The organism is Halosimplex amylolyticum (assembly GCF_051414035.1).
Taxonomy (GTDB): Archaea; Halobacteriota; Halobacteria; order Halobacteriales; family Haloarculaceae; genus Halosimplex; species Halosimplex amylolyticum.
On record NZ_JBLKNW010000001.1, the window covers coordinates 1,163,780 to 1,188,565 of the forward strand.

Genomic DNA, 24,786 nt, shown 5'->3' on the forward strand with positions numbered 1-24,786 from the left:
TTCGGCGCCCGGCCAATAAGCGGTGCGTCGCAGCCGTTCGGCCGCGCGGGGCGGAAACACCGCGGCCTTTTTCGCCGTCGCATCCGTACCCCCGCGCATGTCATCGTTGCGTGACGCGCTCAGGGACCTGCCCGACGCCGTCTTCGCCGACGTGCTGGAGAGCGACGACGCGTACCTGCTCGTGCTGGACCTGCCCGGCGCGTCCGAGGCGACCGTCGACGCAGCCGTCGACGGCAGTCGCCTGCGCGTCGAGGCGCGGCGCGAGAAAGACGTGCCCGCCGACTTCGACTACGTCGAGGAGGAGCGTTCGCTGTTTCTCGACGTGGAACTGCCGCTCCCGCCGGGGGTCACCGGCGCCGGCGCCTCGGGTTCGATCGACCGGGGCGTCCTCGAACTCGAACTCCCCAAAGCGGAGGCCGCGCCGGAGACGCAGATCCCCATCGACGACTGAGTTCACGTGAACCTACGCGCATACTGGCGGTTCGTCGTCGTCGCGTGGCAGTTCCTGCCGCTCGCACTCGCGTACGTCCGCGACCGCAACCGGTTCATCCTCTTCGGCCGGAGCCGGTCGGTCTCGCCCGAGAAACGGCGCGAGCGTGCGCGGACCCTCCTCGAAACCCTCCTGACGCTCGGGCCGACGTTCATCAAACTCGGCCAGTTGCTCTCGACGCGCCCCGACGTGCTCCCGCCGGAGTACATCGAGGAACTCGAAGAACTGCAGGACCGCGTGCCCCCGGCCGACTGGGAGCGCGCCCGCGTGGTCCTCGAAGAGGCGCTCGGCCCCGTCGACAGCCGGTTCGCCGAGTTCGACACCGAGGCGATCAGCGGCGCGAGCCTCGGCCAGGTGTACCACGCCCGGACCGAAGACGGCGAGGTCGCGGTCAAGGTCCGCCGGCCGGGCGTCGAGGACCTGGTCGAGGCGGACCTGCGCGTGGTCAAGTGGACGCTGCCCCTCTTGCTGTATTTCGTCGACGAGTCGCGGTCGTTCTCGCTGGAGACGCTCGCCGACGAGTTCGACCGGACGATCCGCCAGGAGATGGACTACGAGCGCGAGGCGCGGATGCTCGCGGAGATCCGCGCGAACTTCGCCGACGAACCGAAGATCCGGATGCCGGAGGTCGACGAGTCCCGGTCGACCGACCGCGTCCTGACGATGGAGTACGTCCCCGGCACGAAGATCACGGACCTCGAGGAACTCGACGACCGCCGCCTCGACCGCACGGAACTGGCCGAGACGCTCCAGGAGGCGTACCTCAAGATGATCATCGAGGACGGCGTCTTCCACGCCGACCCCCACCCCGGCAATCTCGCCGTGCAGGACGACGGCACGCTCGTCTTCTACGACTTCGGGATGAGCGGGTACGTCGACGCGTTCATCCAGGAGAAGATCGTCGACTTCTACATCGCCGTCGCCAACCAGGACATCCAGGCGATCCTCGACACGCTGATCGAGATGGGGACGCTGAGTCCGGAAGCCGACCGACAGGTGATGGCCGACGTCCTCGAACTCGCCATCGCCGACGCCCGCGGCGAGGACATCGAGCAGTACCGCGTCCAGCAGATCGTCCAGCAGGTCGAGGACACTATCTACGACTTCCCGTTCCGGCTTCCCGCGAACCTCGCGCTCGTCCTCCGCGTCGCCACCGTCGTCGAGGGCGTCTGCGTCACGCTCGACGAGGACTTCGACTTCATCGAGGTGGCGACGGCGTACCTCCGCCGACAGGGGTTCCTCGCCGACACCGCGCGCGAGTACGTCGAGGAGCGGGTCGACGAGGTCCAGGAGGCGACGAAGTCGGCCGTCCGGACGCCGCCGAAGATCGAGGAGGTGCTCGATCTCGCGATCCACGAGGACCTGCAGGTCGAGGTGGACTTCAGGGACTCGCAGAACCTCCTCGGACGGGTCACTCGCCGGCTCATCTACGGGATGGTCCTCGCGAGCGCCGTCTTCTCGTCGGCCGTGCTCGTCGCGTTCGAGCAGCTCGTCGCCGCAGCCGTCACCGTCGGGCTCGCCGTCCTCGTCGCCGTCCTGCTGTACTTCTCGTTTCGCAAGCGCCGCGGGATCCGCGCCCAGCCACAGTTCACTCGCCAGAGCATGCGCGAACGCGACCGAGAGCGGTGAGCCCCCGGATCGAGGGTGTCGGAAGCGAGGGACGTCCGGCGCAACGAGCGCCGGAAGCGACGGGCGACCCGGGCGACGAGTGTCGGAAACGGTTTATACCGTGACTCGACTACCTGAAAGCGAACGACTTCGTCCGTTCGCGGGTACCGAACCGGATTCTCGGTTCTTCTCTCAGTCCGGGTCCGATTCCACGACGAGGGCGGCCGAGGCGGCGACCCGCGACCGGATTCGTTCGGACGGACCGCTCTGAGCGCTCTCGCCGACGGGCGTCGTCGACCGAGAGCCCGACCATCCCCGACCACGCGGAACACACGATATGAATGAGTACTGACGACAGCACGAACCCGATCGAGGCGATGCGGGAGACGATAGAGGCGGAGATCCCCGACGAACTCGAGATCTCGCGGGTCACCTTCGAAGGCCCCGAACTCGTGATCTACACGGAGACGCCACAGCAGTTCGCCGAACAGGACGGACTGGTCCCGCGGCTGGCCAGCTCCGTCCGCAAGCGGATCACCGTCCGCCCGGCGGCGGGCACGCAGGTCCGCGAGCGCGACGCCGAAGCGGAGATCCGGAATCTGATCCCCGAGGAAGCCGGGATCGAGAACCTCCGGTTCTATCCGGGAACCGGCGAGGTCGTGATCGAGGCCGAGAAGCCCGGTATGGTCATCGGCAACCGGGGGAGTACCCTCCGGGAGATCCAGCGGGAAGTCGGCTGGACCGCGGAGGTCCTGCGGACGCCGCCCATGGAGTCCTCGACCGTCGACAACGTCCGGAACTACCTCATCCAGGAGCGCGACGAGCGCCGGGAGTTCCTCGAACGCGTCGGCGAGCGGATCCACCGCGAACAGCGCGAGGAGACCGACTGGGTCCGCGTGACGACGCTCGGCTGCTGTCGCGAGGTCGGCCGCGCCTCCTTCATCCTCTCGACGCCGGAGACCCGGATCCTGATCGACTGCGGCGACAAACCGGGCGCCGAGGGCGAGGTCCCCTACCTCCAGGTCCCGGAGGCGAACCCCATCCCCGACCTCGACGCCGTCGTCCTGACCCACGCCCACCTCGACCACTCGGCGCTCCTGCCGCTCCTGTTCAAGTACGGCTTCGACGGCCCGATCTACACGACGCAGGCGACCCGCGACCTGATGGGCCTGCTCCAGCTCGACTACCTCGACGTCGCGGCCAAGGAGGGGCGCTCGCCGCCCTACGAGTCCGAGATGGTCCGCAAGGAGCTCAAACACACCATCCCGGTCGAGTACGGCGACGTGACCGACATCGCGCCGGACGTGAAGCTCACGATGCACAACGCCGGTCACATCCTCGGGAGCGCCGTCTCGCACTTCCACATCGGGAACGGCTTCCACAACGTGGTCTTCTCGGGCGACATCCACTACAAGGACACCCGACTGTTCAACGGCGCCTCGAACGACTTCCCACGGGCGGAGACGCTCGTCATGGAGTCGACCTACGGCCGCCGCGACGACTACCAGACCGACCAGGAAGACAGCGAGCGCAAGCTCACCGAACTCGTCAACGAGACCTACGAGGAGGGCGGCAAGGTCGTCATCCCGGCGTTCGCCGTCGGGCGCTCGCAGGAGCTGATGCTCGTGCTCGAAGAGGCGATGCGCGAGGGGCGGATCCCGACGATGCCGGTGTACCTGGACGGGATGATCCGCGAGGCGACGGCGATCCACACGGCCTACCCCGAGTTCCTCCGCGACGGGCTGCGCCAGCGGATCCTCCACGAGGACGAGAACCCGTTCCTCGCCGACCAGTTCCAGCAGGTCGACGGCGGCGAGGAGATGCGCGAGGAGATCGCCGACGGCGAAGAGTGTGTCATCCTCTCGACCTCCGGGATGGTGACCGGCGGTCCGATCATGTCGTGGCTGCGACTGCTGGGCGGCGAGCCGGAGAACACGCTGCTGTTCGTCGGCTACCAGGCCCAGGGGACGCTCGGCCGCCGGATCCAGAGCGGTCGCCGCGAGATCCCGTTCAGCGACCGCGGGAGCCGGGGCGAACAGATGACGCTGCGGTTCGACGTCGAGTCGGTCAGCGGGTTCTCCGGCCACGCCGACCGCAACGGCCTGGAGGACTTCGTCGGGACGATGAGCCCGCGCCCGGAAGAGGTGCTCTGCGTCCACGGCGACGAGACCGCGACGGACCAGCTCTCCTCCGCACTCTACCAGGAGCTCAACGTCCGGACGCACGCCCCCCGAAATCTCGAAACGTTCCGCTTCGACTGAGCGACCGCGGAATCGTCCGCTTCGACTGGGCGGGCGGCCCCGGTTTCCTGCGATCGGACGAGAATACGACCCGCCGTCGACGGACCGGCTGAGCGAAACATATTTACGACGTACAACGGAACAGACGTTCGTACTGCGGACTTCGTCCGGTCCGTTCTTCGTTCGCCCATCGGTTCGCCACCGCTACGAGGCGTCCTTCGATGGCACTGCTCTGAGATGCGCCGTGCCGGATGCGACCCCTTTCATGGCGGGCCCTGGGCTTCACCGACGGGACCGGCCACAGACACACCCATGAGAGAAACTGACCTCCCCTGCTCGGACTGCGGGGCACCGCTCGTCGAACGCGTCGTCTTCACCGCGGACCTGCCGGTCGAGACCGACGGCCGGTCCAGCGCACGCATCGCCCAGTGCCCCACCTGTGGGGCACGCTACTACCCCCGTCAGACGGTCTCGCAACTGGCAGGACGGTCGAGCGCCGCTCGGCGGCGCCGGAGCGACTGATCAGTGACCGACGCGTCCGACTCGTCGAGCGAGCGTGACCCGATGTCCGTCGGCACTCTACCGCAGGGACTCTCGACGAAGTCGACCGTCCTCGTCGCGGGCTCGACCGACCCTTCGCGCCACGCCGTCGGCTTCCAGGTCATCTCTCGGCTCGGCGACGCCGACGATACGGTGCTGGCCGTCACGACGACCGAGAGCGCCGACGAGACCGTCGAGGCCGCCGAGAGCACGTATCCGGACGGAGACAGGCCGCCGCTCGGCGTGGTCGACACGGCGTCGAAACAGCAGTCACTCGCTGCGCCCGCCGGGGAGGTCCCGGTCGTCTACACGCCGGCTCCAGGGGATCTGGAGCGGCTGGTCGTCGGACTCACGGAACTGTCCGCGGGCGGTCCACCGGCGACGGGAGCGCGTCACCTCCTGGTCAGATCGCTGACGCCTGTCCTCGCGACCGTGCCGACCGACCAGGTGTGTTCGGTGCTCCGGCAGATCTCGGGGATCCGGACCGATTCGGGCGTCACGCTCGTCGGCGTCGACTACACGGCCCACGACGAGGCGACGATGGCGGCGCTGGCCGAACGGGTCGACGGCGTCCTCTGGGTCGCGTCGGGACCCGACGGGGCACTGGACCTCGAGTACCAGCCGGTGAGGGGGCGCTTCGACGAGTTCTCCCGTCGACCGCGCTGAACAGCCCGATCTGTCGTCTACTCTGATATTGTGAGATTGCCTGGTCGCATTCAGCGGTCGAACGCCGTCTGTGATCCGCCCGTTCGTCTTCGATTCCGCTCGTCGGTGAACCGACCGGACACGCCGTCGTCCGTCTCCGGCCAGATTGTCGACTGTCCCCGACTGAGTATCGGTTGCTTTTTCGGCGGGAGTCGGGATCGATCGCGTATGGGTTTTGGAAGCTACGACGAATCCGAGCAACAGGACCAGAGCGTCGACGCTGACGAAGGCGAGGGTGTGAGCGTCCACGAGAACGACCACGAGGGCGAGATCACGTTCGAGACAGAGGCCTCGACCGACGACCTCGTCGACCGGCTGTCTGCCATCAAGGACTCGGCCGACGACGCCTGAAGCGGAAGTCGCGAGGGAGTACGCCGAGGAGAAGTACGTCGGCGAGTTCGGGACGTGACGGAGGTGATTCGGGACGGCGCGGTCGGGGTCGTCGAGAACGAGAGGGTGACGTCCTTCAACGCCTCGGGAGACCGACTGACGATCGACCACGTCGGTAGCGCGTTCTCACACGAACGGAACCGATAGCGTGGCCGTCGGCCCGTCGGTTCGCCGTCCTAATCGCGGGACGGGGTCTCGGTCGGTCGGTCGTCGTCGCCGAGCACCTCAATCGCCTCTCGGACGGCAGTCCGCGAGCCGACGAGCGTGACGTGCTCGCCGAGTTCGACAGTCCCATCGCGGTCGGGCAGGTGGGCGTCGACCTCGTCGCCGACCATCACGATCAGGACCTGTTCGGGGAGTCGCTCGTCCAGTTCCGCGATCGTCGACCCGACGAGGTCCGGGTTCGTGACTGCGACCTCCTGGACGTCGCCGCGGTCCCCGAGCGACTCCATCCACCGGGTCATCGCCGGTGACTCCATGTGGGAGTCCAGCATCCGCGCCGTCGCGTCGGACCTCGACACGGTTTCGATGCCGAGTTCCTCGAACGGGTCGGCGTTTCCGCGCCTGTTGACGCGAGCGATGACGGAGTCGGGGTCGAACCGGCTCCTGACCAGCTGGGCGGCGAGCAGGTTCGAGTCGTCGTTGCCGGTCGCGACGACGACGACGTCCGCGTCGGCGACGCCGGCCTCGTCGAGGGTCGAGACGTCAGTCCCGTCGCCCCGATGAACCCGGTACCCTCGCCGTTCGAGAGTCCGTGCGCGCTCGTCGTCTCGTTCGACGATCAGGACTGAATCGCCTCGCACGTCGAGCCGATCGGCGATCCGTCGACCGACCGTTCCGCCGCCGATGAGGTGTATCGTATCGCTCATGTGGGTGATGTCGTCGCTGTGGAGGGGGTGCCTGCGGGACCGATTATCGGGAAAGGAACGCGTGCGAAGTTACGGCCGCCGGTAGTAAACGATTGGGATTCTCCCGGAGGGGCGACTCATCGAGTGATCCGCCCGTCGGCGAGCGCTCCGAACGGGCCGCGCTCCGGAACCATCGTGCCTGGTCGACCTCGACGGAAGGCCCGGTCCGTCGGCTATTTACGTCGTGGGTACGGATTAGTAGGTAACCGAAACACGCGTTATCCCCGGGAAGGCTGTGCGTTCGGGGGGAGTCGCTCGTCGCGACTCGCCTCGTCCGGCCGTCGAAGTGGCGTTTCACCTCCGACTCTCCTCCGTTGGCGGACTCTGCAAGGGGTTCTGGGATCACTCTGATCGGACCCAACTATGGAAATCGAAATCGCAACTATCGGCGGCTACGAGGAAGTCGGCCGCCAGATGACGGCCGTCCGTGCCGGAGACGACGTCGTCGTCTTCGACATGGGCCTCAACCTCTCGAAGGTACTGATCCACGACGACGTCCAGACCGAGCGGATGCACAGCCTCGACCTGATCGACATGGGCGCGATCCCCGACGACCGCGTCATGTCCGATCTGGAAGGCGACGTGAAGGCAATCGTGCCGACGCACGGTCACCTCGACCACATCGGCGCCATCTCCAAACTGGCTCACCGCTACGACGCGCCCATCGTCGCCTCGCCGTTCACGCTCGAGCTCGTCAAGGAAGAGATCCAGGACGAGTCGAAGTTCAGCGTCCAGAACGACCTCGTCGAGATGGACGCCGGCGAGACGATGTCGATCGGCGACCGGAACGAACTGGAGTTCGTGAACGTCACCCACTCGATCATCGACGCCATCAACCCGGTCCTGCACACGCCCGAGGGGGCTATCGTCTACGGCCTCGACAAGCGCATGGACCACACGCCGGTCATCGGCGACCCCATCGACATGAAGCGCTTCCGCGAGATCGGGCGTGAGGACAACGGCGTCCTCTGTTACATCGAGGACTGCACGAACGCGAACAAGAAGGGGCGGACGCCGAGCGAGTCCGTCGCCCGGAGCCACCTCCGCGACGTGATGGGGAGTCTCGAAGACTACGACGGCGGTATCGTCGCGACGACGTTCAGTTCCCACATCGCACGGGTCACCTCGCTCGTCGAGTTCGCCGAGGAGATCGGTCGCGAACCCGTCCTGCTCGGCCGCTCGATGGAGAAGTACTCCGGCACCGCCGAGCGCATCGGCGCCGTGGAGTTCCCGGACGACCTGGGGATGTACGGCCACCGCCAGTCCGTCGACAGGGCGTTCGAACGGATCATGAACGAGGGCAAGGAGAACTTCCTGCCCGTCGTCACCGGCCACCAGGGCGAGCCGCGCGCGATGCTCACCCGGATGGGCCGCGGCGAGACGCCCTACCAGATCGACGACGGCGACAAGGTCATCTTCTCGGCGCGGGTCATCCCGGAGCCGACGAACGAGGGCCAGCGCTACCAGTCCGAGAAGCTGCTGGGCATGCAGGGCGCGCGCATCTACGACGACGTCCACGTGTCGGGTCACCTGCGTTCGGAGGGCCACTACGAGATGCTCGACGCGCTCCAGCCCCAGCACGTCATCCCGGCTCACCAGGACATGGCCGGCTTCTCCGGGTACGTCGACCTCGCGTCCAGTGAGGGGTACAAACTCGGTCGGGACCTGCACGTCACGTCGAACGGCAACACCATCCAGCTGGTGTAGTCGGCGGCCGCTGGCGGTCCGACTTCCCGCACACCGTGCGCTACCCACTTCACTCGTTCTGGTCGTGCGTGTCGCGGATGGTGAACGGACCGATGGCGAGCGTCCGCTTGGTGACGCTGGCGACGCGGAGGACGTACGACAACAGGACGAGGAACGGCGCCAGCGCGACCGTCACCGCGGCGCTGACGACGACGACCTCCGTCGGAATACCGAACACGGCACCCCCCGGCGTCCCGACCTCGTGGAACAGCAGCATGTAGACGGCCACGATCAGCGACGGGATCGCGGTGCCGAGGACGTACCGCGAGAGGTCGATGAGTTCCCACTGGATGTAGAGGGTCTTGAGGTGTTCGCGCGCGGGGGCGAACAGTTCCAGCGTGATGAGGAGTTCGTCCAGGCGCTCCTGGACGGGCTCGGGGATGTCTTCCTCGTACTCGTTGCGGAGGCGGCGCGCGTCGAAGATCTTCAGCGAGTAGTTGAAATCCAGCGCGGCCGAGAGGACGTCGAACGACCCGAACGCGGCGCCGTCCAGCTGCTCGACCACCGTGTCGGCGTTGCTCTGGACGCCCGCGGTGAGGTTCTCGATCGCGTCTGCGACGTCAGCGGGAACGTCGTTGACCTCGAGTGCGCCCTCAACGGCCTCGGCGTCGTCGGCTGCCGCCTCGACGATGACGCGGATGAACGCGGACGGGTCCGACGGGGCGACCTCGGGGTCGACGTGGTCGGCGACGGTCTCGCGGACGGCCATCGTCCCGTCGAAGCGGTCGCGTTGCTCGTCTAACGTTCCGAACTCCTGGGAGAGGACGAGCTGGTTGAGCGTCACGACGAGCGTGACGCCGGTGATGATGGCACCGATGAACGCCTGGAACGTCGTCTCGACCGGGTCGCCGGTCCGCAGGGCGCCGGTCACGTTCGGCGTCAGCGCGCCGACGACGACGAGCGCGGCGAAGAAGACGAGTCCGACAGCGACCGCGATAGCCCGACGGTCCGCTTCGAAGAACAGCCAGAGCTTCACGCGGTTCTCGCCCGCCCGTTCGCGCAACGTGTCGGCCGAGTGTGCGTCCGAATCGGCCCGCGCCGCGTCGGCGTCGTCGCCGGTGGAAGCGTCTGACACTGTCGGCTCTGTGCGAGATACGAGCGGTGGGTCCCTAAAACTCCGGCCGGGTTACGCGTGTTCGAGGCGGTACGGCCAGTAGTCGGCGTCGCGGAGCCCCTGCCCGACCGCCTTGTGGAAGTCGGGGAAGTCCTCGTACTCCTCCTGGTCGACGTGCTCGAATATCTCGGCGACGCTGACGACCGTCTCGTAGTCGATCCGGATCGGGTGGTCGCCGTAGTCGTCGACGAACTCCGACTGGGTCAGCGGGAAGTCCTCGGCCTCGTCGATCTTCTTCGCGAGCACCGCCTGCCCGTACTTGCGGCGTCCCTCGCTCCCCTCGTCGCCGTCGGGGTCGTGCGGCCAGTCCATACCCCTAACTGCGGACGAATCACGCAAAAGGATTTCTCTCTCGCGGCGCGACGGACCGAGCGCTGCTGATCGGGACCTAATCATGTAGACATCAGGTACTTGCGTGCAGATCCCTGCGTGCGAACGTCGGCGCGATGCGGACGACGTCGCCACCAAAGAGAACTATGAACGAACAGAGAGTCTGGGCTGACGATTCCGACGTCTACGAGACCGATCTGGAATCGGTCGCGCCCGAATCAGCGTGCGTCGCCGTCTACAGAGCCGTGGCCGCACTCGCGAACACCGAACCCGAGTCCCTCGAACCGCTCGGGGAGGTCCTCGACCCCGACGCGCTCGACGCCCTCCTCGACGGGAGCGCCGACTCGACCGTCCGCTGTCGAGTCTCGTTCCGATACGAGGGTTTCCTCGTCGAGATCGTCGCCGGCGATTCGATCCGTCTCACACCGCTCCGCGAGGACGCTGTCGGCGAAGAGAGCGGTTGACGACCGCACGAACGACGGCCCTCCGATTCCGCGTCGCCCGCCGTCTCGCCGCGGGGCGACGGGCGATCCACTCGGCTTTCTTTCGACGGACCGGAAGACAGATGCCCCAGGGACGGCCTCGTGCCTCCATGCCAGGCGCACGCATCACGAGCGGCGACCGCGTCACGCTCCGGTCCGTCGAAGCGGAGGACGTCCCGTTCCTCCAGCGGGCCAGCGCGAACGACGAGATCCGCTACCCCCTCGGCTCCTACTTGCGGAATCAGGAGGCCATGGACGTCTCCGCGGAGGACGGGACGGACCGGTTCCTGGTCTGTCTCGACGGCGAGGACGCCGGGCCGGGCCAAGTCGACGAGGACGAGGTGCGACGGATCGGCGCCGTGAACGCCGAGGAGATGCACTACCGCCGGCCCGAACTGGGCTACTGGTTGATCCCCGAGGTCCACGGCCAGGGCTACGGCAAGGAGGCCGTCGGGCTCGTGATCGACTACGTCTTCCGCTCGTACGACAAGCCGGCGATCGGTGCCGGCGCGTTCGACCACAACGACGCTTCCCGGGGCCTGCTGGAGTCGCTCGGGTTCACCGAGGAAGGTCGCCGTCGGAAGTTCATGTTCGTCGACGGCGAGCACCGCGACATGGTGCAGTACGGCCTCTTGCGCGAGGAGTGGGAAGCCGACTGAGACGGCGGGCGAGACGGGCACCCGATCCCGGCGGTTGTCCTGTGACAACGCGCAATTTAACCGATCGACGGAGACAGGGGGATCCATGGACTCGATCCCGCTCTCGTGGCTCCCACTGGTGGGGCTGCTCGCGATCCCGTCGGCGCTTGCGTTCGCCCTCGGACTCGAACCGGTCGCGGTGCTGGCGATACTCAACACTGTCCTCATCGTGGTCGCCGTGCGGATCATGTTCGGATCGGCCGACGAGCAGTACCTCCCGGCTCGCCTGACCGGGAACTGATGACGCCGCTCCAGGCGGCCGCGTCGGCCGGCAGCGAGGCGGGTCTCGTCGTGTTCGCGCTCGTCGGGCTGCTCGGTGGTGCCCACTGTCTGGGAATGTGCGGGCCGCTGGTGACGCTGTACGCCGACCGGCTGGGCGGCGACGGCCCCGCCGGGTGGACGGCGATCCGCCAGCACCTGCTGTTCAACCTCGGTCGGACGGCGAGTTACGCGCTGATCGGGGCCGCGATGGGCGCGCTGGGTGCCGTGCTGTACGACGCCGCCGGCGTCGCGGCGGTGGCCGACGACGTGCGAGCGGTCGCCGGCGTGCTGGTCGGCGGGTTCATCCTGCTGACCGGTGCGAACTACGCGCTCACCGGCTCGACCGGCGGCGCCCTCGGCCACGGCTGGACGCCCTCGGCTTTCCAGCGGGTGAGCGGCGCGCTGATGGAGCGCGTCGACCGCTGGGTCCGCGGCCCGCGAATCGCCGCGCTGGGCGCCGTCCACGGACTGCTGCCGTGCCCGCTGCTGTACCCCGCGTTCCTCTACGCGTTCGCCACCGGGTCGCCGGCCTACGGCGGCCTGGCGCTTGCGTCCCTCGGACTGGCGACCGTGCCGGCGGTGTTCGCCTACGGCGTCGCGTTCCAGTCCGTCTCGCCGCGGATCCAGGGACCGCTCCACCGCGCGCTCGGCGTCGCCTTCCTTCTCATGGGCTACCTCCCGCTCGCTCACGGCCTGATGCTGCTGGGTGTCCACCTGCCACACCCGCCGCTGCCCGCCTACCAGCCGCTGGGGTGACGATGGACGAGTGCACGCTCTGCGGGCTCCCGACGCCCGACTCGCCCCACGTCGCCGACGACGTGGGGGGCGCGTTCTGCTGTCGGGGCTGCCTGGAAGTCGCGCGGACGCTCGACGACGCCCCCAAAGACGCCGACCCAGACGCGCTCGACGGCGGGCCCGCAGTCGAAGACGTCGACGGTGAGCGGGCCTACCTCGACGTGTCGGGAATGCACTGTGCCACCTGCGAGTCGTTCCTCGAGGCGACGGCGACCGAGACTGCGGGCGTGCGCGCGGCGGAGGCGAGTTACACCTCCGGGATGATGCGGGTCGTCTACGACGCCGACCTGACGGACGAGGCCGCCGTCGCCGACGGCGTCTCCGACTACGGCTACGAGGCAGCGCCGACCGGGAGCGAAGCCGGCGACGACGACCAGGAGACGGTCGGGCGTCTGCTGGTCGGCGGCTTCTTCGGGATGATGGTCATGGCGTGGTACGTCCTCTTCCTCTACCCCGTCTACCTCGGGGTCGCGCCCGACTCGCTGCTGGTCGACCTCGACGGGCCGGCGGGCGGGTTCCTCTTCGCGAACGTCTGGGCGATGGCGACGGTCGTCGTCGGCTACACCGGCTATCCCCTGCTCCGGGGCGCCGTCGTGAGCCTGCAGGTCCGCGAGCCGAATATGGACCTGCTGGTCGCCGTCGCGGCGGTCACCGCCTACGCCTACAGCACGCTCGCCCTGGTCCTGGGCCACACGGATCTGTACTTCGACGTGGCCGTCGTCGTCGTGCTGGCGGTGACGGTCGGCGACTACTACCGCGACCGCGTCCGCCGCCGGGCGACCGGTCGCCTCTCCGAGGCGGCCGAAGAACGGGTCGACACGGCGCGACGTCGGACGTCAGACGGGACCGAGCCAGTACCGCGCGACGCGGTCGGGGGCGGCGACGAGCTCGTCGTCCGCGAGGGCGAGCGCGTCCCCGTGGACGGCACCGTCGTCGAGGGGACCGCGGCCGTCGACGAGTCACTGGTCACCGGCGAGTCCGTGCCCGTCTCGAAAGGTCCCGGCGACGAGGTGGTCGGCGGCGGGACCGTCACAGACGGCGGCCTCGTGGTCCGCGCCGACGCTGACCCGACCAGCACCGCCGACCGCCTCGTCGAGACGCTGTGGGCCGTCCAGAGCGACTCGTCCGGCGCCCAGCGGCTCGTCGACCGCATCGCCGCCGCGTTCGTCCCGCTGGTCTTCGTCCTCGCGGTCGGCACGACCGCCGTCCACCTCCTGCTCGGGGCCGCCCCGACGGCCGCCCTGCTGACCGGGCTGACCGTCCTCGTCGTCTCCTGTCCGTGCGCGCTCGGGCTGGCGACGCCAATGGCCGTCGCGGCCGGCATCCGCGACGCGCTCGCGACTGGCGTCGTCATCACCGACAGTTCGGCGCTGCAGACCGCCCCCGAGGTGGAGACGGTGGCGTTCGACAAGACGGGCACGCTCACCACCGGATCGATGACCGTCCGCGAGGTGGTCGGCCACGAGAACACGCTCGCGCTCGCGGCCGCGGTCGAGCAGTTCGCGACGCACCCGGTCGCCGAGGCGGTCGTCGCAGCCGGGACCCTCCCCGACGCCGCCGTCGCCGACTTCGAGGCCCACCCCGGACGGGGGGTCGAGGCGGCCGTCGGCGACCGGACGGTCCTCGTCGGTGACGCCGCGCTGTTCGACGAGCGGGGCTGGTCGGTCCCGGAGGACGTGGCGCTCGCCTACGAGGACGCGTCGGCCGACGCGGTCCCGAGTTACGTCGGCTGGGACGGCCGGGTCCGGGGCGCCATTGTCGTCGGCGACGAGGTGCGCGACGGCTGGGAAGCGGTCGTCGAGGACCTGATCGCCGAGCGCCGCGTGGTCGTGATCACCGGCGACGACCGGGCGGCGACGCGACGGTTCGAGACCCACCCGGGGGTCGACGAGGTGTTCGCTGGCGTCCCGCCCGAGGCGAAGGCCGCGGTCGTCGACCGCCTGGCGGCGGACGGTCCGGTGGCGATGGTGGGCGACGGGAGCAACGACGCGCCAGCGCTGGCCGCCGCCGACCTGGGGGTCGCGATGGAGCGCGGGACGCGGCTGGCCGTCGACGCCGCCGACGTAGTCGTCGCCCGCGACTCGCTCGACCCACTGCCCGCCGTGTTCGCGAAGACCGAGGGGACCCGCAGACGCGTCCGCGAGAACCTCGGCTGGGCGTTTCTCTACAACGCCGTGGCGCTCCCGCTGGCCGTCGCGGGCGTGCTCAACCCGCTCTTTGCCGCCCTGGCCATGGCGACCAGCAGTCTGCTCGTCGTGCTCAACTCGACGCGCCCCGTCGCGGACGGTGACCGAGCGTCCGTCGCGACCCGCGAGTGACGCGGACGATCGAGGCGGCCACCGGCGACCGTCCGGCCACCGGCGACCGCCCGGTCACCGCCAGTCCGGCAGGGGCTAGACGCTCCCGTCCCCCGGATCGCTGGACGGATCGGTCTCGACCGGGGCGCCGATCAGATTGCCCCACTCGGTCCACGAGCCGTCGTAGTTGCGGACCGACGGGTAGCCGAGGATCTCCGAGAGGACGAACCACGTCACCGACGACCGTTCGCCGATACGGCAGTAGACGATCACGCTCCGGTCGGGCGTGACGCCGCGGTCGCGGTAGAGCGCTTCGAGCTCGTCCGTGGATTTGAACCGGCCGTCGGGCGCGACGTTCGCCGACCAGACGACGTTGACCGCGCCGGGGACGTGCCCGCCGCGCTGGGCGAACTCGTCCATCCCCGGGGGCGCGAGGACGGTCCCGTCGAACTCCTCGGGCAGTCGCACGTCGACCAGCCTCGTCCGCCCGTCGATCGCTCGCCGGACGTCGTCGCGGTACGCGCGGACGTGCTCGAAGGGGCCGGCGGGCTCGTAAGTACGTGACGTGAACGACGGCACCGCTGTCGTGGTCGGTCGGTCCGACTCGACCCAGTGTTCCCGCCCGCCGTCGAGCAGGTACGCGTCGTCGTGTCCGTAGTAGGTCAACAGCCAGTAGAAGTGCGCGGCGAACCAGTTGGCGTTGTCGCCGTAGGCCACGACGGTCGTCTCCTCGGTGATGCCGTGGACGCCGAGCAGGTCGGCGAACGACCGCGCCGACGGCAGGTCCCGCCGTCGGTCGTGTTGCAGGTCCGACCGCCAGTCGAGTCCGACCGCGCCCGGGAGGTGCTCCTCGTGGTAGAACTGGGTGTTCAGGTCCACCTCGACGAGTCGAAGCGACGGGTCGTCCGACCGGGCCTCGGGCAACCGCTCGACGACCCACTCCGGGGAGACGAGGGCGTCCGACCGATCGGATCGCGGCGTGCGTTCGACCATTGCTGTGCGGCGACCGCCGGTCGGCGCGCGCGCCGGCGGCCGCGGGGTGTCTGGCACCGAGGGAACTACCGGGAATAAACACCACCTTGTCCCGTGACAACCGCCGTCGCGGCCGCTCGCCGGTTGTCCTGCGACAAGGCAGGTTACAATCGACCGGAGTCGAACGACACCCAGTATGAAGGGTATTGAAGTCGGTGTCGTGCTGGCGACTGCAGCGGGGAACGGGTCGCTCCTGGCCGCGACGGTCGTGAGCGCGCTCGTCACCGCGCTCGCGGTGGGCGCCGTGTACTGGTTAGGGTGGCGGACGCCGCCGGAACCCTCGTTCGAGGGCGCTCGAACCGATACCGCCGCGGCAGGCGAAGGGGCGGCGGTCCCGGTCGCCCGCGGCGGGCCGATGTACGAGTCAGCGGTGGCCGAGGCGGAGACGGAGTCGGTCGACCACGACGCGTTCGACCCGGTCGGGACGGCGGCGCTGCTGGCCGTCTACTTTCTGGTCGTCACGCTGACCTGGCTGTTCATGTACTTCGTGGAGTTCCTCGCCAACGGCCCGACGGTGGTGGGCTGAGATGCACGTCCACCGGTTCGAACGGATCTGGCTCGTCGCCGCGCTGTTCATGATCGTCCTGTTCATCGGGACCGTCACCTTCGGTGCCGTCGTCGCGGGGTACGGGATGGTCGACGCCGAGGGCGGGCAGGTGGACACGTCGGACCCGGCGGCGAGCGAGAGCTTCCGCGACCCCGGCGTCTACAACGGCAGCGAACCCGGCCACTACGACGTCTACGTCGAGACGCGCCGGTTCGCGTTCGTCCCCGGGACCGCCGAGCCGATCCGCGTCCCGGCGAACAGCACCGTGACGTTCCACGTCGCCAGCGCCGACGTGCTCCACGGCTTCGAGGTCGTGGGCACGAACATCAACACGATGACGATTCCCGGCCAGAAGGCCATGGTGACCGCCGAGTTCGACGAGCCCCGCGAGTACGGCCTCGTCTGTAACGAGTACTGCGGGCAGGGCCACCACGACATGGCCGGAACGCTCGAAGTGGTCCCGGAGTCGGCGTTCAACGCGACCGCGGAGGTGCAGTGACGATGGCACACGCACACGACGACCGGGCGACCGAGACCGCCGAACGGCCCGAACTGACGACCGGCGACCGCCTCGCGTTCGTCGACGAGTACCCCGCCGCCGCCCGGATCACCCGCCTGTGTTTCGGCGTCTCCTTCTCCGCCCTGCTGGTCGGGGCGATACTGGGTATCGTCCAGGCGCTCCACCGGACGAACGTCTTCCGCGGCGTCATCAGTTCGAGCGACTACTACTCCGTGCTGACGGGTCACGGCGTCCTGCTCGCGCTGTTTTTCACGATCTTCTTCCTCTCGGGCGCGTTCACCTGGGGGACGACCCGCAGTCTCGGGCGCGACCTGGTCGACCCGCGGTTCTCGATGGGCTGGTTCGCGCTCCAGCTCGGCGGTGCCGTCGCCGTCGCGACGGCCATCTTCGGCGGCTTCGTCGGCGAGATCCCGTTCGAGGCCGACGTGCTGTACACCTTCTACGCGCCGCTGCAGGCCCACCCGCTGTTCTACGCCGGTCTGGCGGCGTGGCTCGTCGGCACGTGGCTCGCCGGGTTCGACTGGATCCGGTCGTACCTCCGCTGGCGCGGCGACAACGCCGGCGAGCGCGTCCCGCTCCAGGCGTTCATGGTCCTGACGACGATACTGATGTGGTACATCTCGACGCTCGGCGTCGCCGTCGAGGTGCTCGTCTTCCTGTTGCCGCTGTCGCTGGGCCTCATCGACAGCGTCGACCCGCTGCTCACCCGGACGCTGTTCTGGTTCTTCGGCCACCCGGTCGTCTACTTCTGGCTGATGCCGGCGTACTTCGCGTGGTACACCATCCTGCCGAAACTCGCCGGCGGCCGGCTGTTCAGCGACCCGCTCGCCAGAGTCGTGTTCGTCCTCTTTCTCATCCTCTCGACGCCGGTCGGCTTCCACCACCAGTACGCTGACCCCGGGGTCGCGGAGGGGTTCAAGTTCGTCGCGATGACGAACACGATGTTCCTCCTCTTGCCGAGCTTCCTCACCGCCTTCACCGTGGTCGCCAGCATGGAGTACGGCGCCCGCAAGCGGGGCGGCAGCGGCTACTTCGGCTGGATGAAGGCGCTGCCGTGGGCGAATCCCGCCTTCGCCGGGATGGCGCTGGCCGGGCTGATGTTCGCGGCCGGCGGGTTCTCCGGCATCGTCAACGCCGGGATGAACATCAACTCGCTGATCCACAACACCCTCTGGGTACCCGGCCACTTCCACCTCACCGTCGGCACCGCGAGCGCGCTGACGATGATGGCCCTCAGCTACTGGCTGTACCCGCAGGTCACCGGTAAGCGACTCCAGCTGTACGGGCTCGCGCAGATCCAGCCGTACGTCTGGTTCATCGGCATGGCCCTGATGTCGAACGCCATGCACCGCGCCGGCCTCGCGGGCGTCCCGCGGCGGACCGCCGAGCCCCAGTACGACCAGTTCACCTTCGAGGCGGCGCTGGGGTCGATCCCGGAGATGCGCCTGCAGATCGCCGCCGGCGGGACGCTGCTGACGCTGGGTGCGGTGCTGTTCGTCGCGGTGATGCTGGCGACCTGGTTCGCCGACCGCGGCCGGGGGCGCCTCCGCGTCGACAGCCACCTCCCGGAACCGATCTCCGGCCCCGAAGACAGCCCGCGCGTCCTCGACAACTTCAAACTGTGGACGGCCGTCGCGGTCGTCCTCGTCGCCATCGCCTACGGCTTCCCCATCTTCTCGATGGTCGCCGACGGGCCGTTCGACCCCGCCGTACGGCCCGTCCCGGTCGGGGTCCTCGACGCGGCTCTCGGCCTCCTCCTCGGCTGAGCCGGTCGGGTTTGCCGACGCCGTCGCTCCGTGGTTCCCGGTGTGACGACCGGTTTCAGGTCGTCGAGAGGAATCCCGCCACGACCTGGGCTTCCGCGCGTCTGAGCCGGTAGGAGACGGTCGACCGCGGGCAGTCGAGTTCGGCGGCGAGGTCGTCGAGCGTCGTCTCCCGCGGCGTCTCGTAGTACCCCATCTCCGCGGCCAGTTCGAGCACCTGCCGCTGCTCGGGCCGCAGCGACAGCGACGCGAACGGGTTCGACGGCGGCTCGGTCGCGTCCTCCAGGTGCTCGAACCGGAAGGAGATCCCCTCTCTGAGCGTCCCTCCGAGCGTGTCGTAGAGCATCCCGACCTTCTCGTCGCTCTCGGTGAGGATCCGCCAGCGCTCCTCGGACTCGCGGCGGGTCACCTCCGCGAGGACGCCACCGGTGAGGTACCGCCTGGCGATCAGCGCGACGGCGTCGCACCGGACGGCCTCGGAGACGCGGGTGTACACGACGGCTCGCCGCGCAGAGGCCGAGAGCACGTCGCTGTATCGGCGCCCCGCGCAGCCGCGGTCGCTGATCGACAGCAGGTCCCGCTCCTCGTCCGCGATCAGGGCCGCCGCCCGTTCGACTGTCTCCGCCGGCCCCGTGACCCTGTCGAGTCGCCAGACCTCCGACTCGGAGACCGGACAGACGAGCGCCGTCGACCCCGCTTCCGGCGTAGCCGCGAAGGCGTCCATCAGCGGGTCCGCTCCCGTCTCGTACGTCAGCGTGAAGACGAATTCCCGCATCTATCCCGAAGTTGTTCGGCCAGTAGCCAGTCAGTTTCGGTCGCGAGGGCGACCGGACGACTGACTCTCCCGTCTGCCCGACCTCGAACGACGCACGGCGATTGTCCTGTGACAACGGTGGGTTGAGGGGAGCGCCACGGCTACTGGGGGTATGAGCGATACGACTGCAGCCGACGAGTCGATGCCGTGGTTCCTGAAGGCCATCATCCTCCTCGCCGTCCTCGTCGTGCTGTTCATCGTCGCAGTGGATCTCCTGACCTTCGCACAGTCGTTCTGAGTGCGAGCGGATCGCTACCGCCCGACCGGTTAGACTGCGTCGAGGACGACGAGCGAGAGCCCGATCTGACCGAGGCCAGCGAGTATCATGACGGCGGCCGCCACCCGTTCGAGCGTGCCGGCGTAGCGCCCCAGCGACCGCCAGGTGTCGACGCCGGCGCTCGCGAGCAGGGTCACGCCGACCAGCGGCGCCGTCGCCGCGCCCGCGTACGCGGTCAGCACCGCCGTCGCGCTCGCCGGCGGGAACGTGAGCGCCTGCGCGACCACGCCGAGGGAGACCGGTACGACGCAGCCGGCCGCCGCGAGCGCGTACGCGCCGCCGAACAGCCCGAAGCCGACGACAGAGTCGGGTCGACTCGGGAGCGGGACGGTCGCCGACCCGCGGTCGACCAGCGTCGCCGCACCGAACGCGACCAGCGCGAGGCCCACCAGCGGCTCGAACGCCGGAAGGAGCGACGTGAGCCGACGGCCGATCGCGTAGGCGCCCCCCGCGATCAGCGCGAACCCGCCGAGCGAACCGAGCGCGGCCGCCGCGGCCGCGGCACCGGGGGAGTCGCCGCCGCCGCGTTCGAGGAAGTATCCGACGTAGCCGGGCAACAGCGGGAAGGCACAGGGCGCGAAGAACGTCGCGACGCCCGCGCCGAGGGCGAACCCCACCGCACCGACGAGCGGTCCCGTCATCCCTCCAGCACCGCCTCGAACGCCGACCGCAGGCGCTCGCCTGACGCGACCCCCGAGTGTCGCCACCGGACCACGCCGCTCGCGTCCGCCATCGCCAGGTACGGGAGTCCGTCGGCGCCGATCGCCGACATGACCGCGCTCTCGGGGTCGACCGCGACGGGCCAGCGGCCCTCGTGGCGCTCCCACCAGTCGGCGACGTCCTCCGCGGAGAGGCCGCCGCCGACGCGCTCGTTCGTCACCGAGACGAACGCGATCCGGTCCTCGTACTCCGGGTACAGTTCGGTCAGCGTCTGCATCTGCTGGTCGCAGGGCGCACACCACGTCGCGAAGCAGTCGACGAGCGTCGGTCGACCGGAGCGGGGTACCCGGACCGGGCCGTCGGCCGATCCCGGCGCGTCGATCCCCTCGACGCGGACCGGCAACCCGTCGCCGTCGCCGAACGGACCGGCGCCGCCCAGCACGAGGGCGCTCCCGCCGGTGAGCCCCGCGCCCGCGATGGCCGTGATCGCCCGTCTGCGGTTCATGCCTCGCGCACCGACGCGAGGTCGTCGATCAGTCGCTCCGAGTCGGGCGATTTCGTCCGGTAGGCGCGCTCGACGTACCCGTCCGGGTTGACGAGCATCGTCATCGGCGTGTGGGTGAACATGTAGCCGTCCATGTCCTCCGGTTCGGTCCGTTCGAACGCCACACCGAACGCCTCCTGGACCACCTGCTCGGCTCGCTCGGCGGAGGCCGGACGGAGGAACTGCCAGTTGCCCGCATCGAGCGCGACGTTCCGTTCGTCGGCGTACGTGCGGAGGCGGTCGGCGTCGTCGCGGGCGGGGTCGAACGTCACCGGGTAGAACCGCACCGCGTCGCCGTAGCCTTCGTTCAGCGCGTGCGTCTGGACGTTCCGGAGCGTCCCGACGAGCACCGGACAGACCGTCATGCAGTGGCTGTAGAAGAACGTCAGCAGCGCCGGCCGGTCGACCGCGCGGAGTCGTACCTCGCCTTCGGCGTGGACGGCCGGGAGGGTCACGTCGGGGACTCGCTCGCCCCAGGCCGGATAGGGCAGGTCGGCGCTGTCGAACTCGCGGTCCGGATCGGACAGGACCACGTCGGGGTTCCCCCCGCCGGCACAGCCCGCGACTCCCGCGACGGCGGCCGTCGAGAGCCCGGCGAGATAGTTGCGTCGCTTCATGCGTCGACAGGTGAGGCGAACGTCAATGAATGGCGTCTTGTCGCGCTCCAACCGGAGCCGCTCCGCTCGCGAGCGCGATGGAACGCCGCCGAACAGTCGGTTCGGCCGCGCGGGATCGGGGCCCTTAATCGGGTCAAACCCGTAGGGCGGGCGATGACAGACGCCGGAGCAGCCGGTGACGCCGAGGCCGTCGGCGAGTCGAGCGGTGGCCCCGAGGACGGCGACCCCGCGGCGTTCGCCGCGCTGGGGACGGAGGTCCGGACGGCGCTCTCGGAGCGGGGCTTCGAGACGCCCACCGAGCCACAGCGCAAGGCGATCCCGCCGCTGGTCGACGGCGAGAACGTCCTCGCCGTCGCGCCGACGGGGACGGGCAAGACCGAGACGGCGATGCTCCCCGTCTTCGACGCGCTGGAAGGACAGGACACCTTCGGCATCGGTGCGCTCTACATCACGCCGCTGCGGGCGCTGAACCGGGACATGCGCGAGCGGCTGGAGTGGTGGGGCGACCGGCTGGATCTGGACGTGCAGGTCCGCCACGGCGACACGACCGACTACCAGCGCCAGAAGCAGGCCAACGACCCCCCGGACGTACTCGTGACGACCCCCGAGACGCTGCAGGCGATGCTGACCGGGTCGAAGTTGCGGACGGCGCTGACCGACGTCGACCACGTCGTCGTCGACGAGGTCCACGAACTGGCGGTCTCCAAGCGGGGCGCGCAGATGACGGTCGGCCTGGAGCGCCTGCTCGAACTGGCCGACGATTTCCAGCGGATCGGCCTCTCGGCGACGGTGGGCGACCCCGGAGAGGTGGGGCAGTTCCTGACCGGCGACCGCGGCTGTTCGGTCGTCGAGATCGACGTGGGCAGCCGGCTCGACGTGCGCGTCCGCTCGCCGCAGGTGCGGGACGGCGACGAACGCCTCGCCGGCGAGTTGATGACCGACCCGGACTTCGCGAGCCACGTCCGGTACATCACGGAACTGGTCGAGGAGTACGAGTCGTCGCTGATCTTCGTCAACACCAGGCAACTGGCCGAGGCGCTGGGCTCGCGGTTCAAGGAACTCGACGCGAACATCGGGGTCCACCACGGCTCGCTCGCCAAGGAGTCCCGCATCGAGGTCGAGGACGACTTCAAAGCGGGGGAACTCGACGGCCTGCTCTGCACGTCGTCGATGGAACTGGGCATCGACGTGGGCCACGTCGACCACGTGATCCAGTACAACAGTCCGCGACAGGTGACGCGACTGCTCCAGCGCGTCGGGCGGGCGGGCCACCGCCGCGACCTGGTCTCCCGCGGTACCATCGTCACCGCCCACCCCGACGACACGCTCGAAGCGCTCGCCATCGCGCGGAAGGCGCGCGCGGGCGAGGTCGAGTCGGCGCAGATCCACGACGGCAGTCTCGACACCGTCGCCAACCAGATCGCCGGGCTCGTCATGGACTTCGGCGACATCCGTGCGATGCGCGCCTACGAGATCGTGACGCGGGCGTACCCGTTCCGCGACCTCTCCGAACGCGAGTTCAAGAGCGTCGTCAGAGAGCTCGCCGGGAACAAGGTGGTCTGGCTCGAAGAGGAGACCGACGAGATCCAGAAGCGACGGGGGACCTGGCAGTACTTTTATCACAACCTCTCGATGATCCCCGACGAGGCGACCTACAGCGTCGAGGACGTCGCCAGCGGCCGCGACGTGGGGACGCTCGACGAGCGCTTCGTCGTCAACTTCGCCACGCCCGGCGAGGTGTTCATCCAGCGCGGCGAGATGTGGCGCATCACGGAGATCGACGAGGAGGAGGAGACGGTGACGGTCTCGCCCGTCGAGGACCCCGGCGGCGAGGTGCCTTCCTGGACCGGCTCGGAGATCCCGGTCCCCTACGCCGTCGCGCAGGAAGTCGGCGAGATGCGCGGGATCGCGGGCCGACAGCTCCAGTCGGGGGCGTCGGTCGACTCGGTGGCGCGGGAGTTCACGTCCCGCTACGACGGCGATAGCGAGACCATCGGCGGCGGGCTCGAACAGGTGGCCGACCACGAGCACCCGATCCCGACGGATCGCGACCTCCTCGTCGAGTTCCGCGGGCGCGAACTCGTCGTCAACGCCGCGTTCGGCCACAAGATCAACGAGACGCTCGGGCGCCTGCTGTCGGCGCTGCTCGGCCAGCGGACCGGCTCGTCGGTGGGGATGGAGATCGACCCCTACCGGATCGAACTGGAAGTGCCGCGGAACGCGTCGGCGACGGACGTGCTGGAAGTGCTCGAAGAGACGGACCCGGTCCACCTGCCGGACCTGATCGAGTTGAGCCTGAAGAACGCCGACTCGCTGAAGTTCAAGGTCGCCCAGGTCGCGACGAAGTTCGGCGCGCTCAAGCGCTGGCGCGGCCGCGGGTCGAGCAACCGGTTCGGCCGCGACCGCCTCATGGACGCCCTGGAAGGGACGCCCGTCTACGACGAGGCCGTCCGCGAGATGCTCCACGAGGAACTGGACGTCGAGGGGGCCGCGGCGGTGCTCGAACGGGTCCAGTCCGGCGAGCTCTCGGTCGAACGCCTCGGCGAGCGGACGCCGATCGGACTCGGCGGCCGCAGCGCCGGGCAGGAACTGCTCTCGCCGGACCACGCCGACGCGAGCGTCATCCAGACCGTGCGCGAGCGCATCCAGAACGACCGGATGATCCTCTTCTGTCTGCACTGCCAGGACTGGGAGCGCAAGAAGCCGGTCAAGCGGATCCGCGACCGGCCGGAGTGTCCCGAGTGCGGGTCGACCCGTATCGCCGCGCTGAACCCCTGGGCCGACGAGGTGGTGTCGGCGGTCAAGGCCGACGACAAGGACGACGAGCAGGAGAAGATGACCGAGCGCGCGTACACGTCCGCGAGCCTCGTCCAGACGCACGGCAAACAGGCGGTAATCGCGCTCGCGGCCCGCGGCGTCGGACCGCGCAACGCCGCCCTGATCATCAACAAGCTCCGCGAGGACGAGGACGAGTTCTACCGCGACATCCTCCGCCGCGAGCGCGAGTACGCGCGGACCCGAAGCTTCTGGGACTGAGTCGGTCGGAGTCGGGTCGACCGACGGCGGACTGTGCCGGCGTCGGGTTTATCTCCGACCGACTCCGACAGATGCCTGCTCGAATGACCAGTTACTCAGTCGAACTCCTGGACGGTGAAGAACGTGGGATCCGGGTCTCGTGCGACGAGCACGGCGAGTCGGCGGAGTTCCCGCCCGACCGACGCAGCGGCACGTTCTACTGCGAAGGGTGCGGCCGCGAACTCGACGTCGGACTCCACACCGAGGAGTGGCGGGACCTGGGGGAGATGTGCTGAGTCCGAGGGCGCGTCTCGCTCCAACGGACGACCGGGAGTCCGACCGACGGCGGCGAAACTAGCGGAGAGACTGTGGTCGACCGACCCCTTTTTGCGG

The 24,786-nt window shown here is 69.1% G+C and carries 26 protein-coding genes; 18 read left to right on the plus strand and 8 right to left on the minus strand.

The features are described from left to right. Positions 1–97 precede the first annotated feature (97 nt). The 6 genes from ACMGFE_RS05560 to ACMGFE_RS05585 all read left to right on the plus strand — a co-directional run bounded on the left by ACMGFE_RS05560 (position 98) and on the right by ACMGFE_RS05585 (position 5,934). Positions 98–451 (plus strand): Hsp20/alpha crystallin family protein, encoded by a 354-nt coding sequence (locus ACMGFE_RS05560; RefSeq protein ID WP_436924082.1) that lies wholly within the window; start codon positions 98–100, stop codon positions 449–451. 6 nt (positions 452–457) lie between these two features. Then, a complete protein-coding gene (locus ACMGFE_RS05565) occupies positions 458–2,119 on the plus strand; it encodes an ABC1 kinase family protein (protein WP_436924083.1) in 1,662 nt (553 codons plus the stop codon). Between the two features lie 320 nt (positions 2,120–2,439). Then, positions 2,440–4,359, plus strand: a complete 1,920-nt coding sequence (locus ACMGFE_RS05570; protein ID WP_436924084.1) for a beta-CASP ribonuclease aCPSF1 — start codon at positions 2,440–2,442, stop codon at positions 4,357–4,359. Between the two features lie 291 nt (positions 4,360–4,650). After that, positions 4,651–4,860, plus strand: a complete 210-nt coding sequence (locus ACMGFE_RS05575) for a hypothetical protein (RefSeq protein ID WP_436924085.1) — start codon at positions 4,651–4,653, stop codon at positions 4,858–4,860. 3 nt (positions 4,861–4,863) lie between these two features. Further along, entirely contained in the window at positions 4,864–5,544 is a 681-nt protein-coding gene (locus ACMGFE_RS05580) for a DUF7504 family protein (RefSeq protein WP_436924086.1), read from the plus strand. A gap of 207 nt (positions 5,545–5,751) precedes the next feature. Further along, positions 5,752–5,934, plus strand: a complete 183-nt coding sequence (locus tag ACMGFE_RS05585; protein WP_436924087.1) for a DUF5786 family protein — start codon at positions 5,752–5,754, stop codon at positions 5,932–5,934. A 215-nt stretch (positions 5,935–6,149) separates the two neighbouring features. On the opposite strand, the gene ACMGFE_RS05590 is transcribed toward ACMGFE_RS05585, so the two are convergent. After that, positions 6,150–6,842, minus strand: coding sequence for a potassium channel family protein (locus tag ACMGFE_RS05590; protein WP_436924088.1), 693 nt, complete (start codon positions 6,840–6,842; stop codon positions 6,150–6,152). A gap of 402 nt (positions 6,843–7,244) precedes the next feature. Here ACMGFE_RS05590 and ACMGFE_RS05595 point away from each other — a divergent pair, with 402 nt between their 5' ends. Then, the gene (locus ACMGFE_RS05595) at positions 7,245–8,588 is read left to right on the plus strand and encodes an RNase J family beta-CASP ribonuclease (protein ID WP_436924089.1); all 1,344 of its coding nucleotides are present in this window, start codon (positions 7,245–7,247) and stop codon (positions 8,586–8,588) included. 49 nt (positions 8,589–8,637) lie between these two features. Here ACMGFE_RS05595 and ACMGFE_RS05600 read toward each other — a convergent pair whose 3' ends face one another. Next, complete coding sequence (locus tag ACMGFE_RS05600) at positions 8,638–9,702, minus strand: DUF7972 family membrane protein (protein WP_436924090.1); 1,065 nt, start codon at positions 9,700–9,702, stop codon at positions 8,638–8,640. Between the two features lie 51 nt (positions 9,703–9,753). Then, positions 9,754–10,053 carry a DUF5785 family protein gene (locus ACMGFE_RS05605; protein WP_436924091.1) on the minus strand — a complete coding sequence of 100 codons (300 nt, stop codon included), beginning with the start codon at positions 10,051–10,053 and terminating at the stop codon, positions 9,754–9,756. 164 nt (positions 10,054–10,217) lie between these two features. Between ACMGFE_RS05605 and ACMGFE_RS05610 the strand changes: the two genes are divergently transcribed. From ACMGFE_RS05610 to ACMGFE_RS05630, 5 genes are all read left to right on the plus strand, one after another. Then, positions 10,218–10,535 carry a HalOD1 output domain-containing protein gene (locus tag ACMGFE_RS05610; RefSeq protein WP_436924092.1) on the plus strand — a complete coding sequence of 106 codons (318 nt, stop codon included), beginning with the start codon at positions 10,218–10,220 and terminating at the stop codon, positions 10,533–10,535. A 128-nt stretch (positions 10,536–10,663) separates the two neighbouring features. After that, the gene (locus ACMGFE_RS05615; RefSeq protein ID WP_436924093.1) at positions 10,664–11,212 is read left to right on the plus strand and encodes a GNAT family N-acetyltransferase; all 549 of its coding nucleotides are present in this window, start codon (positions 10,664–10,666) and stop codon (positions 11,210–11,212) included. 85 nt (positions 11,213–11,297) lie between these two features. Then, complete coding sequence (locus tag ACMGFE_RS05620) at positions 11,298–11,492, plus strand: DUF8131 family protein (protein ID WP_436924094.1); 195 nt, start codon at positions 11,298–11,300, stop codon at positions 11,490–11,492. Further along, positions 11,492–12,268 carry a sulfite exporter TauE/SafE family protein gene (locus ACMGFE_RS05625; protein WP_436924095.1) on the plus strand — a complete coding sequence of 259 codons (777 nt, stop codon included), beginning with the start codon at positions 11,492–11,494 and terminating at the stop codon, positions 12,266–12,268. Before ACMGFE_RS05620 ends, ACMGFE_RS05625 begins: the two co-directional genes overlap by 1 nt. A gap of 2 nt (positions 12,269–12,270) precedes the next feature. Continuing rightward, complete coding sequence (locus tag ACMGFE_RS05630) at positions 12,271–14,625, plus strand: heavy metal translocating P-type ATPase (RefSeq protein ID WP_436924096.1); 2,355 nt, start codon at positions 12,271–12,273, stop codon at positions 14,623–14,625. 75 nt (positions 14,626–14,700) lie between these two features. Here the strand turns inward: ACMGFE_RS05630 and ACMGFE_RS05635 are convergent, their stop codons facing one another. After that, a complete protein-coding gene (locus ACMGFE_RS05635) occupies positions 14,701–15,597 on the minus strand; it encodes a sulfurtransferase (protein WP_436924097.1) in 897 nt (298 codons plus the stop codon). Between the two features lie 175 nt (positions 15,598–15,772). Here ACMGFE_RS05635 and ACMGFE_RS05640 point away from each other — a divergent pair, with 175 nt between their 5' ends. Genes ACMGFE_RS05640 through ACMGFE_RS05650 form a run of 3 tightly spaced genes read left to right on the plus strand, consistent with a single transcriptional unit; the run spans position 15,773 to position 18,469 of the window. Next, positions 15,773–16,162, plus strand: a complete 390-nt coding sequence (locus ACMGFE_RS05640; protein WP_436924098.1) for a halocyanin — start codon at positions 15,773–15,775, stop codon at positions 16,160–16,162. A gap of 1 nt (position 16,163) precedes the next feature. Continuing rightward, a complete protein-coding gene (locus ACMGFE_RS05645; RefSeq protein ID WP_436924099.1) occupies positions 16,164–16,682 on the plus strand; it encodes a cupredoxin domain-containing protein in 519 nt (172 codons plus the stop codon). Positions 16,683–16,684: 2 nt separating this feature from the next. Further along, on the plus strand, positions 16,685–18,469 hold the full coding sequence (locus ACMGFE_RS05650) for a b(o/a)3-type cytochrome-c oxidase subunit 1 (protein ID WP_436924100.1): 1,785 nt from the start codon (positions 16,685–16,687) through the stop codon (positions 18,467–18,469). A 55-nt stretch (positions 18,470–18,524) separates the two neighbouring features. On the opposite strand, the gene ACMGFE_RS05655 is transcribed toward ACMGFE_RS05650, so the two are convergent. Next, the gene (locus ACMGFE_RS05655; protein ID WP_436924101.1) at positions 18,525–19,241 is read right to left on the minus strand and encodes a helix-turn-helix domain-containing protein; all 717 of its coding nucleotides are present in this window, start codon (positions 19,239–19,241) and stop codon (positions 18,525–18,527) included. Positions 19,242–19,392: 151 nt separating this feature from the next. On the opposite strand from ACMGFE_RS05655, the gene ACMGFE_RS05660 reads away from it, so the two are divergent. Beyond that, a complete protein-coding gene (locus tag ACMGFE_RS05660) occupies positions 19,393–19,518 on the plus strand; it encodes a hypothetical protein (protein ID WP_436924102.1) in 126 nt (41 codons plus the stop codon). Positions 19,519–19,547: 29 nt separating this feature from the next. On the opposite strand, the gene ACMGFE_RS05665 is transcribed toward ACMGFE_RS05660, so the two are convergent. Genes ACMGFE_RS05665 through ACMGFE_RS05675 form a run of 3 tightly spaced genes read right to left on the minus strand, consistent with a single transcriptional unit; the run spans position 19,548 to position 21,378 of the window. After that, positions 19,548–20,198 carry a cytochrome C biogenesis protein gene (locus tag ACMGFE_RS05665; RefSeq protein WP_436924103.1) on the minus strand — a complete coding sequence of 217 codons (651 nt, stop codon included), beginning with the start codon at positions 20,196–20,198 and terminating at the stop codon, positions 19,548–19,550. Beyond that, a complete protein-coding gene (locus tag ACMGFE_RS05670) occupies positions 20,195–20,722 on the minus strand; it encodes a TlpA family protein disulfide reductase (RefSeq protein WP_436924104.1) in 528 nt (175 codons plus the stop codon). Before ACMGFE_RS05670 ends, ACMGFE_RS05665 begins: the two co-directional genes overlap by 4 nt. Then, entirely contained in the window at positions 20,719–21,378 is a 660-nt protein-coding gene (locus ACMGFE_RS05675; protein WP_436924105.1) for an SCO family protein, read from the minus strand. The genes ACMGFE_RS05670 and ACMGFE_RS05675 overlap by 4 nt, the downstream gene beginning before the upstream one ends. A 153-nt stretch (positions 21,379–21,531) precedes the next feature. Here ACMGFE_RS05675 and ACMGFE_RS05680 point away from each other — a divergent pair, with 153 nt between their 5' ends. Together ACMGFE_RS05680 and ACMGFE_RS05685 are read left to right on the plus strand one after the other, a co-directional pair. Continuing rightward, on the plus strand, positions 21,532–24,414 hold the full coding sequence (locus tag ACMGFE_RS05680; protein ID WP_436924106.1) for a DEAD/DEAH box helicase: 2,883 nt from the start codon (positions 21,532–21,534) through the stop codon (positions 24,412–24,414). Between the two features lie 83 nt (positions 24,415–24,497). Next, positions 24,498–24,689, plus strand: a complete 192-nt coding sequence (locus tag ACMGFE_RS05685) for a hypothetical protein (RefSeq protein WP_436924107.1) — start codon at positions 24,498–24,500, stop codon at positions 24,687–24,689. The last annotated feature ends 97 nt before the right edge of the window (positions 24,690–24,786 follow it).

Coding starts and splice junctions, on each gene's coding strand:
- ACMGFE_RS05630 (WP_436924096.1), top strand. CDS start 12,271: ATGGACGAGTGCACGCTCTGCGGGCTCCCGACGCCCGACTCGCCCCAC.
- ACMGFE_RS05665 (WP_436924103.1), bottom strand. CDS start 20,198: ATGACGGGACCGCTCGTCGGTGCGGTGGGGTTCGCCCTCGGCGCGGGC.
- ACMGFE_RS05635 (WP_436924097.1), bottom strand. CDS start 15,597: ATGGTCGAACGCACGCCGCGATCCGATCGGTCGGACGCCCTCGTCTCC.
- ACMGFE_RS05595 (WP_436924089.1), top strand. CDS start 7,245: ATGGAAATCGAAATCGCAACTATCGGCGGCTACGAGGAAGTCGGCCGC.
- ACMGFE_RS05685 (WP_436924107.1), top strand. CDS start 24,498: ATGACCAGTTACTCAGTCGAACTCCTGGACGGTGAAGAACGTGGGATC.
- ACMGFE_RS05615 (WP_436924093.1), top strand. CDS start 10,664: ATGCCAGGCGCACGCATCACGAGCGGCGACCGCGTCACGCTCCGGTCC.
- ACMGFE_RS05610 (WP_436924092.1), top strand. CDS start 10,218: ATGAACGAACAGAGAGTCTGGGCTGACGATTCCGACGTCTACGAGACC.
- ACMGFE_RS05605 (WP_436924091.1), bottom strand. CDS start 10,053: ATGGACTGGCCGCACGACCCCGACGGCGACGAGGGGAGCGAGGGACGC.
- ACMGFE_RS05655 (WP_436924101.1), bottom strand. CDS start 19,241: ATGCGGGAATTCGTCTTCACGCTGACGTACGAGACGGGAGCGGACCCG.
- ACMGFE_RS05645 (WP_436924099.1), top strand. CDS start 16,164: ATGCACGTCCACCGGTTCGAACGGATCTGGCTCGTCGCCGCGCTGTTC.
- ACMGFE_RS05670 (WP_436924104.1), bottom strand. CDS start 20,722: ATGAACCGCAGACGGGCGATCACGGCCATCGCGGGCGCGGGGCTCACC.
- ACMGFE_RS05680 (WP_436924106.1), top strand. CDS start 21,532: ATGACAGACGCCGGAGCAGCCGGTGACGCCGAGGCCGTCGGCGAGTCG.
- ACMGFE_RS05570 (WP_436924084.1), top strand. CDS start 2,440: ATGAGTACTGACGACAGCACGAACCCGATCGAGGCGATGCGGGAGACG.
- ACMGFE_RS05620 (WP_436924094.1), top strand. CDS start 11,298: ATGGACTCGATCCCGCTCTCGTGGCTCCCACTGGTGGGGCTGCTCGCG.
- ACMGFE_RS05675 (WP_436924105.1), bottom strand. CDS start 21,378: ATGAAGCGACGCAACTATCTCGCCGGGCTCTCGACGGCCGCCGTCGCG.
- ACMGFE_RS05640 (WP_436924098.1), top strand. CDS start 15,773: ATGAAGGGTATTGAAGTCGGTGTCGTGCTGGCGACTGCAGCGGGGAAC.
- ACMGFE_RS05660 (WP_436924102.1), top strand. CDS start 19,393: ATGAGCGATACGACTGCAGCCGACGAGTCGATGCCGTGGTTCCTGAAG.
- ACMGFE_RS05585 (WP_436924087.1), top strand. CDS start 5,752: ATGGGTTTTGGAAGCTACGACGAATCCGAGCAACAGGACCAGAGCGTC.
- ACMGFE_RS05650 (WP_436924100.1), top strand. CDS start 16,685: ATGGCACACGCACACGACGACCGGGCGACCGAGACCGCCGAACGGCCC.
- ACMGFE_RS05560 (WP_436924082.1), top strand. CDS start 98: ATGTCATCGTTGCGTGACGCGCTCAGGGACCTGCCCGACGCCGTCTTC.
- ACMGFE_RS05590 (WP_436924088.1), bottom strand. CDS start 6,842: ATGAGCGATACGATACACCTCATCGGCGGCGGAACGGTCGGTCGACGG.
- ACMGFE_RS05575 (WP_436924085.1), top strand. CDS start 4,651: ATGAGAGAAACTGACCTCCCCTGCTCGGACTGCGGGGCACCGCTCGTC.
- ACMGFE_RS05625 (WP_436924095.1), top strand. CDS start 11,492: ATGACGCCGCTCCAGGCGGCCGCGTCGGCCGGCAGCGAGGCGGGTCTC.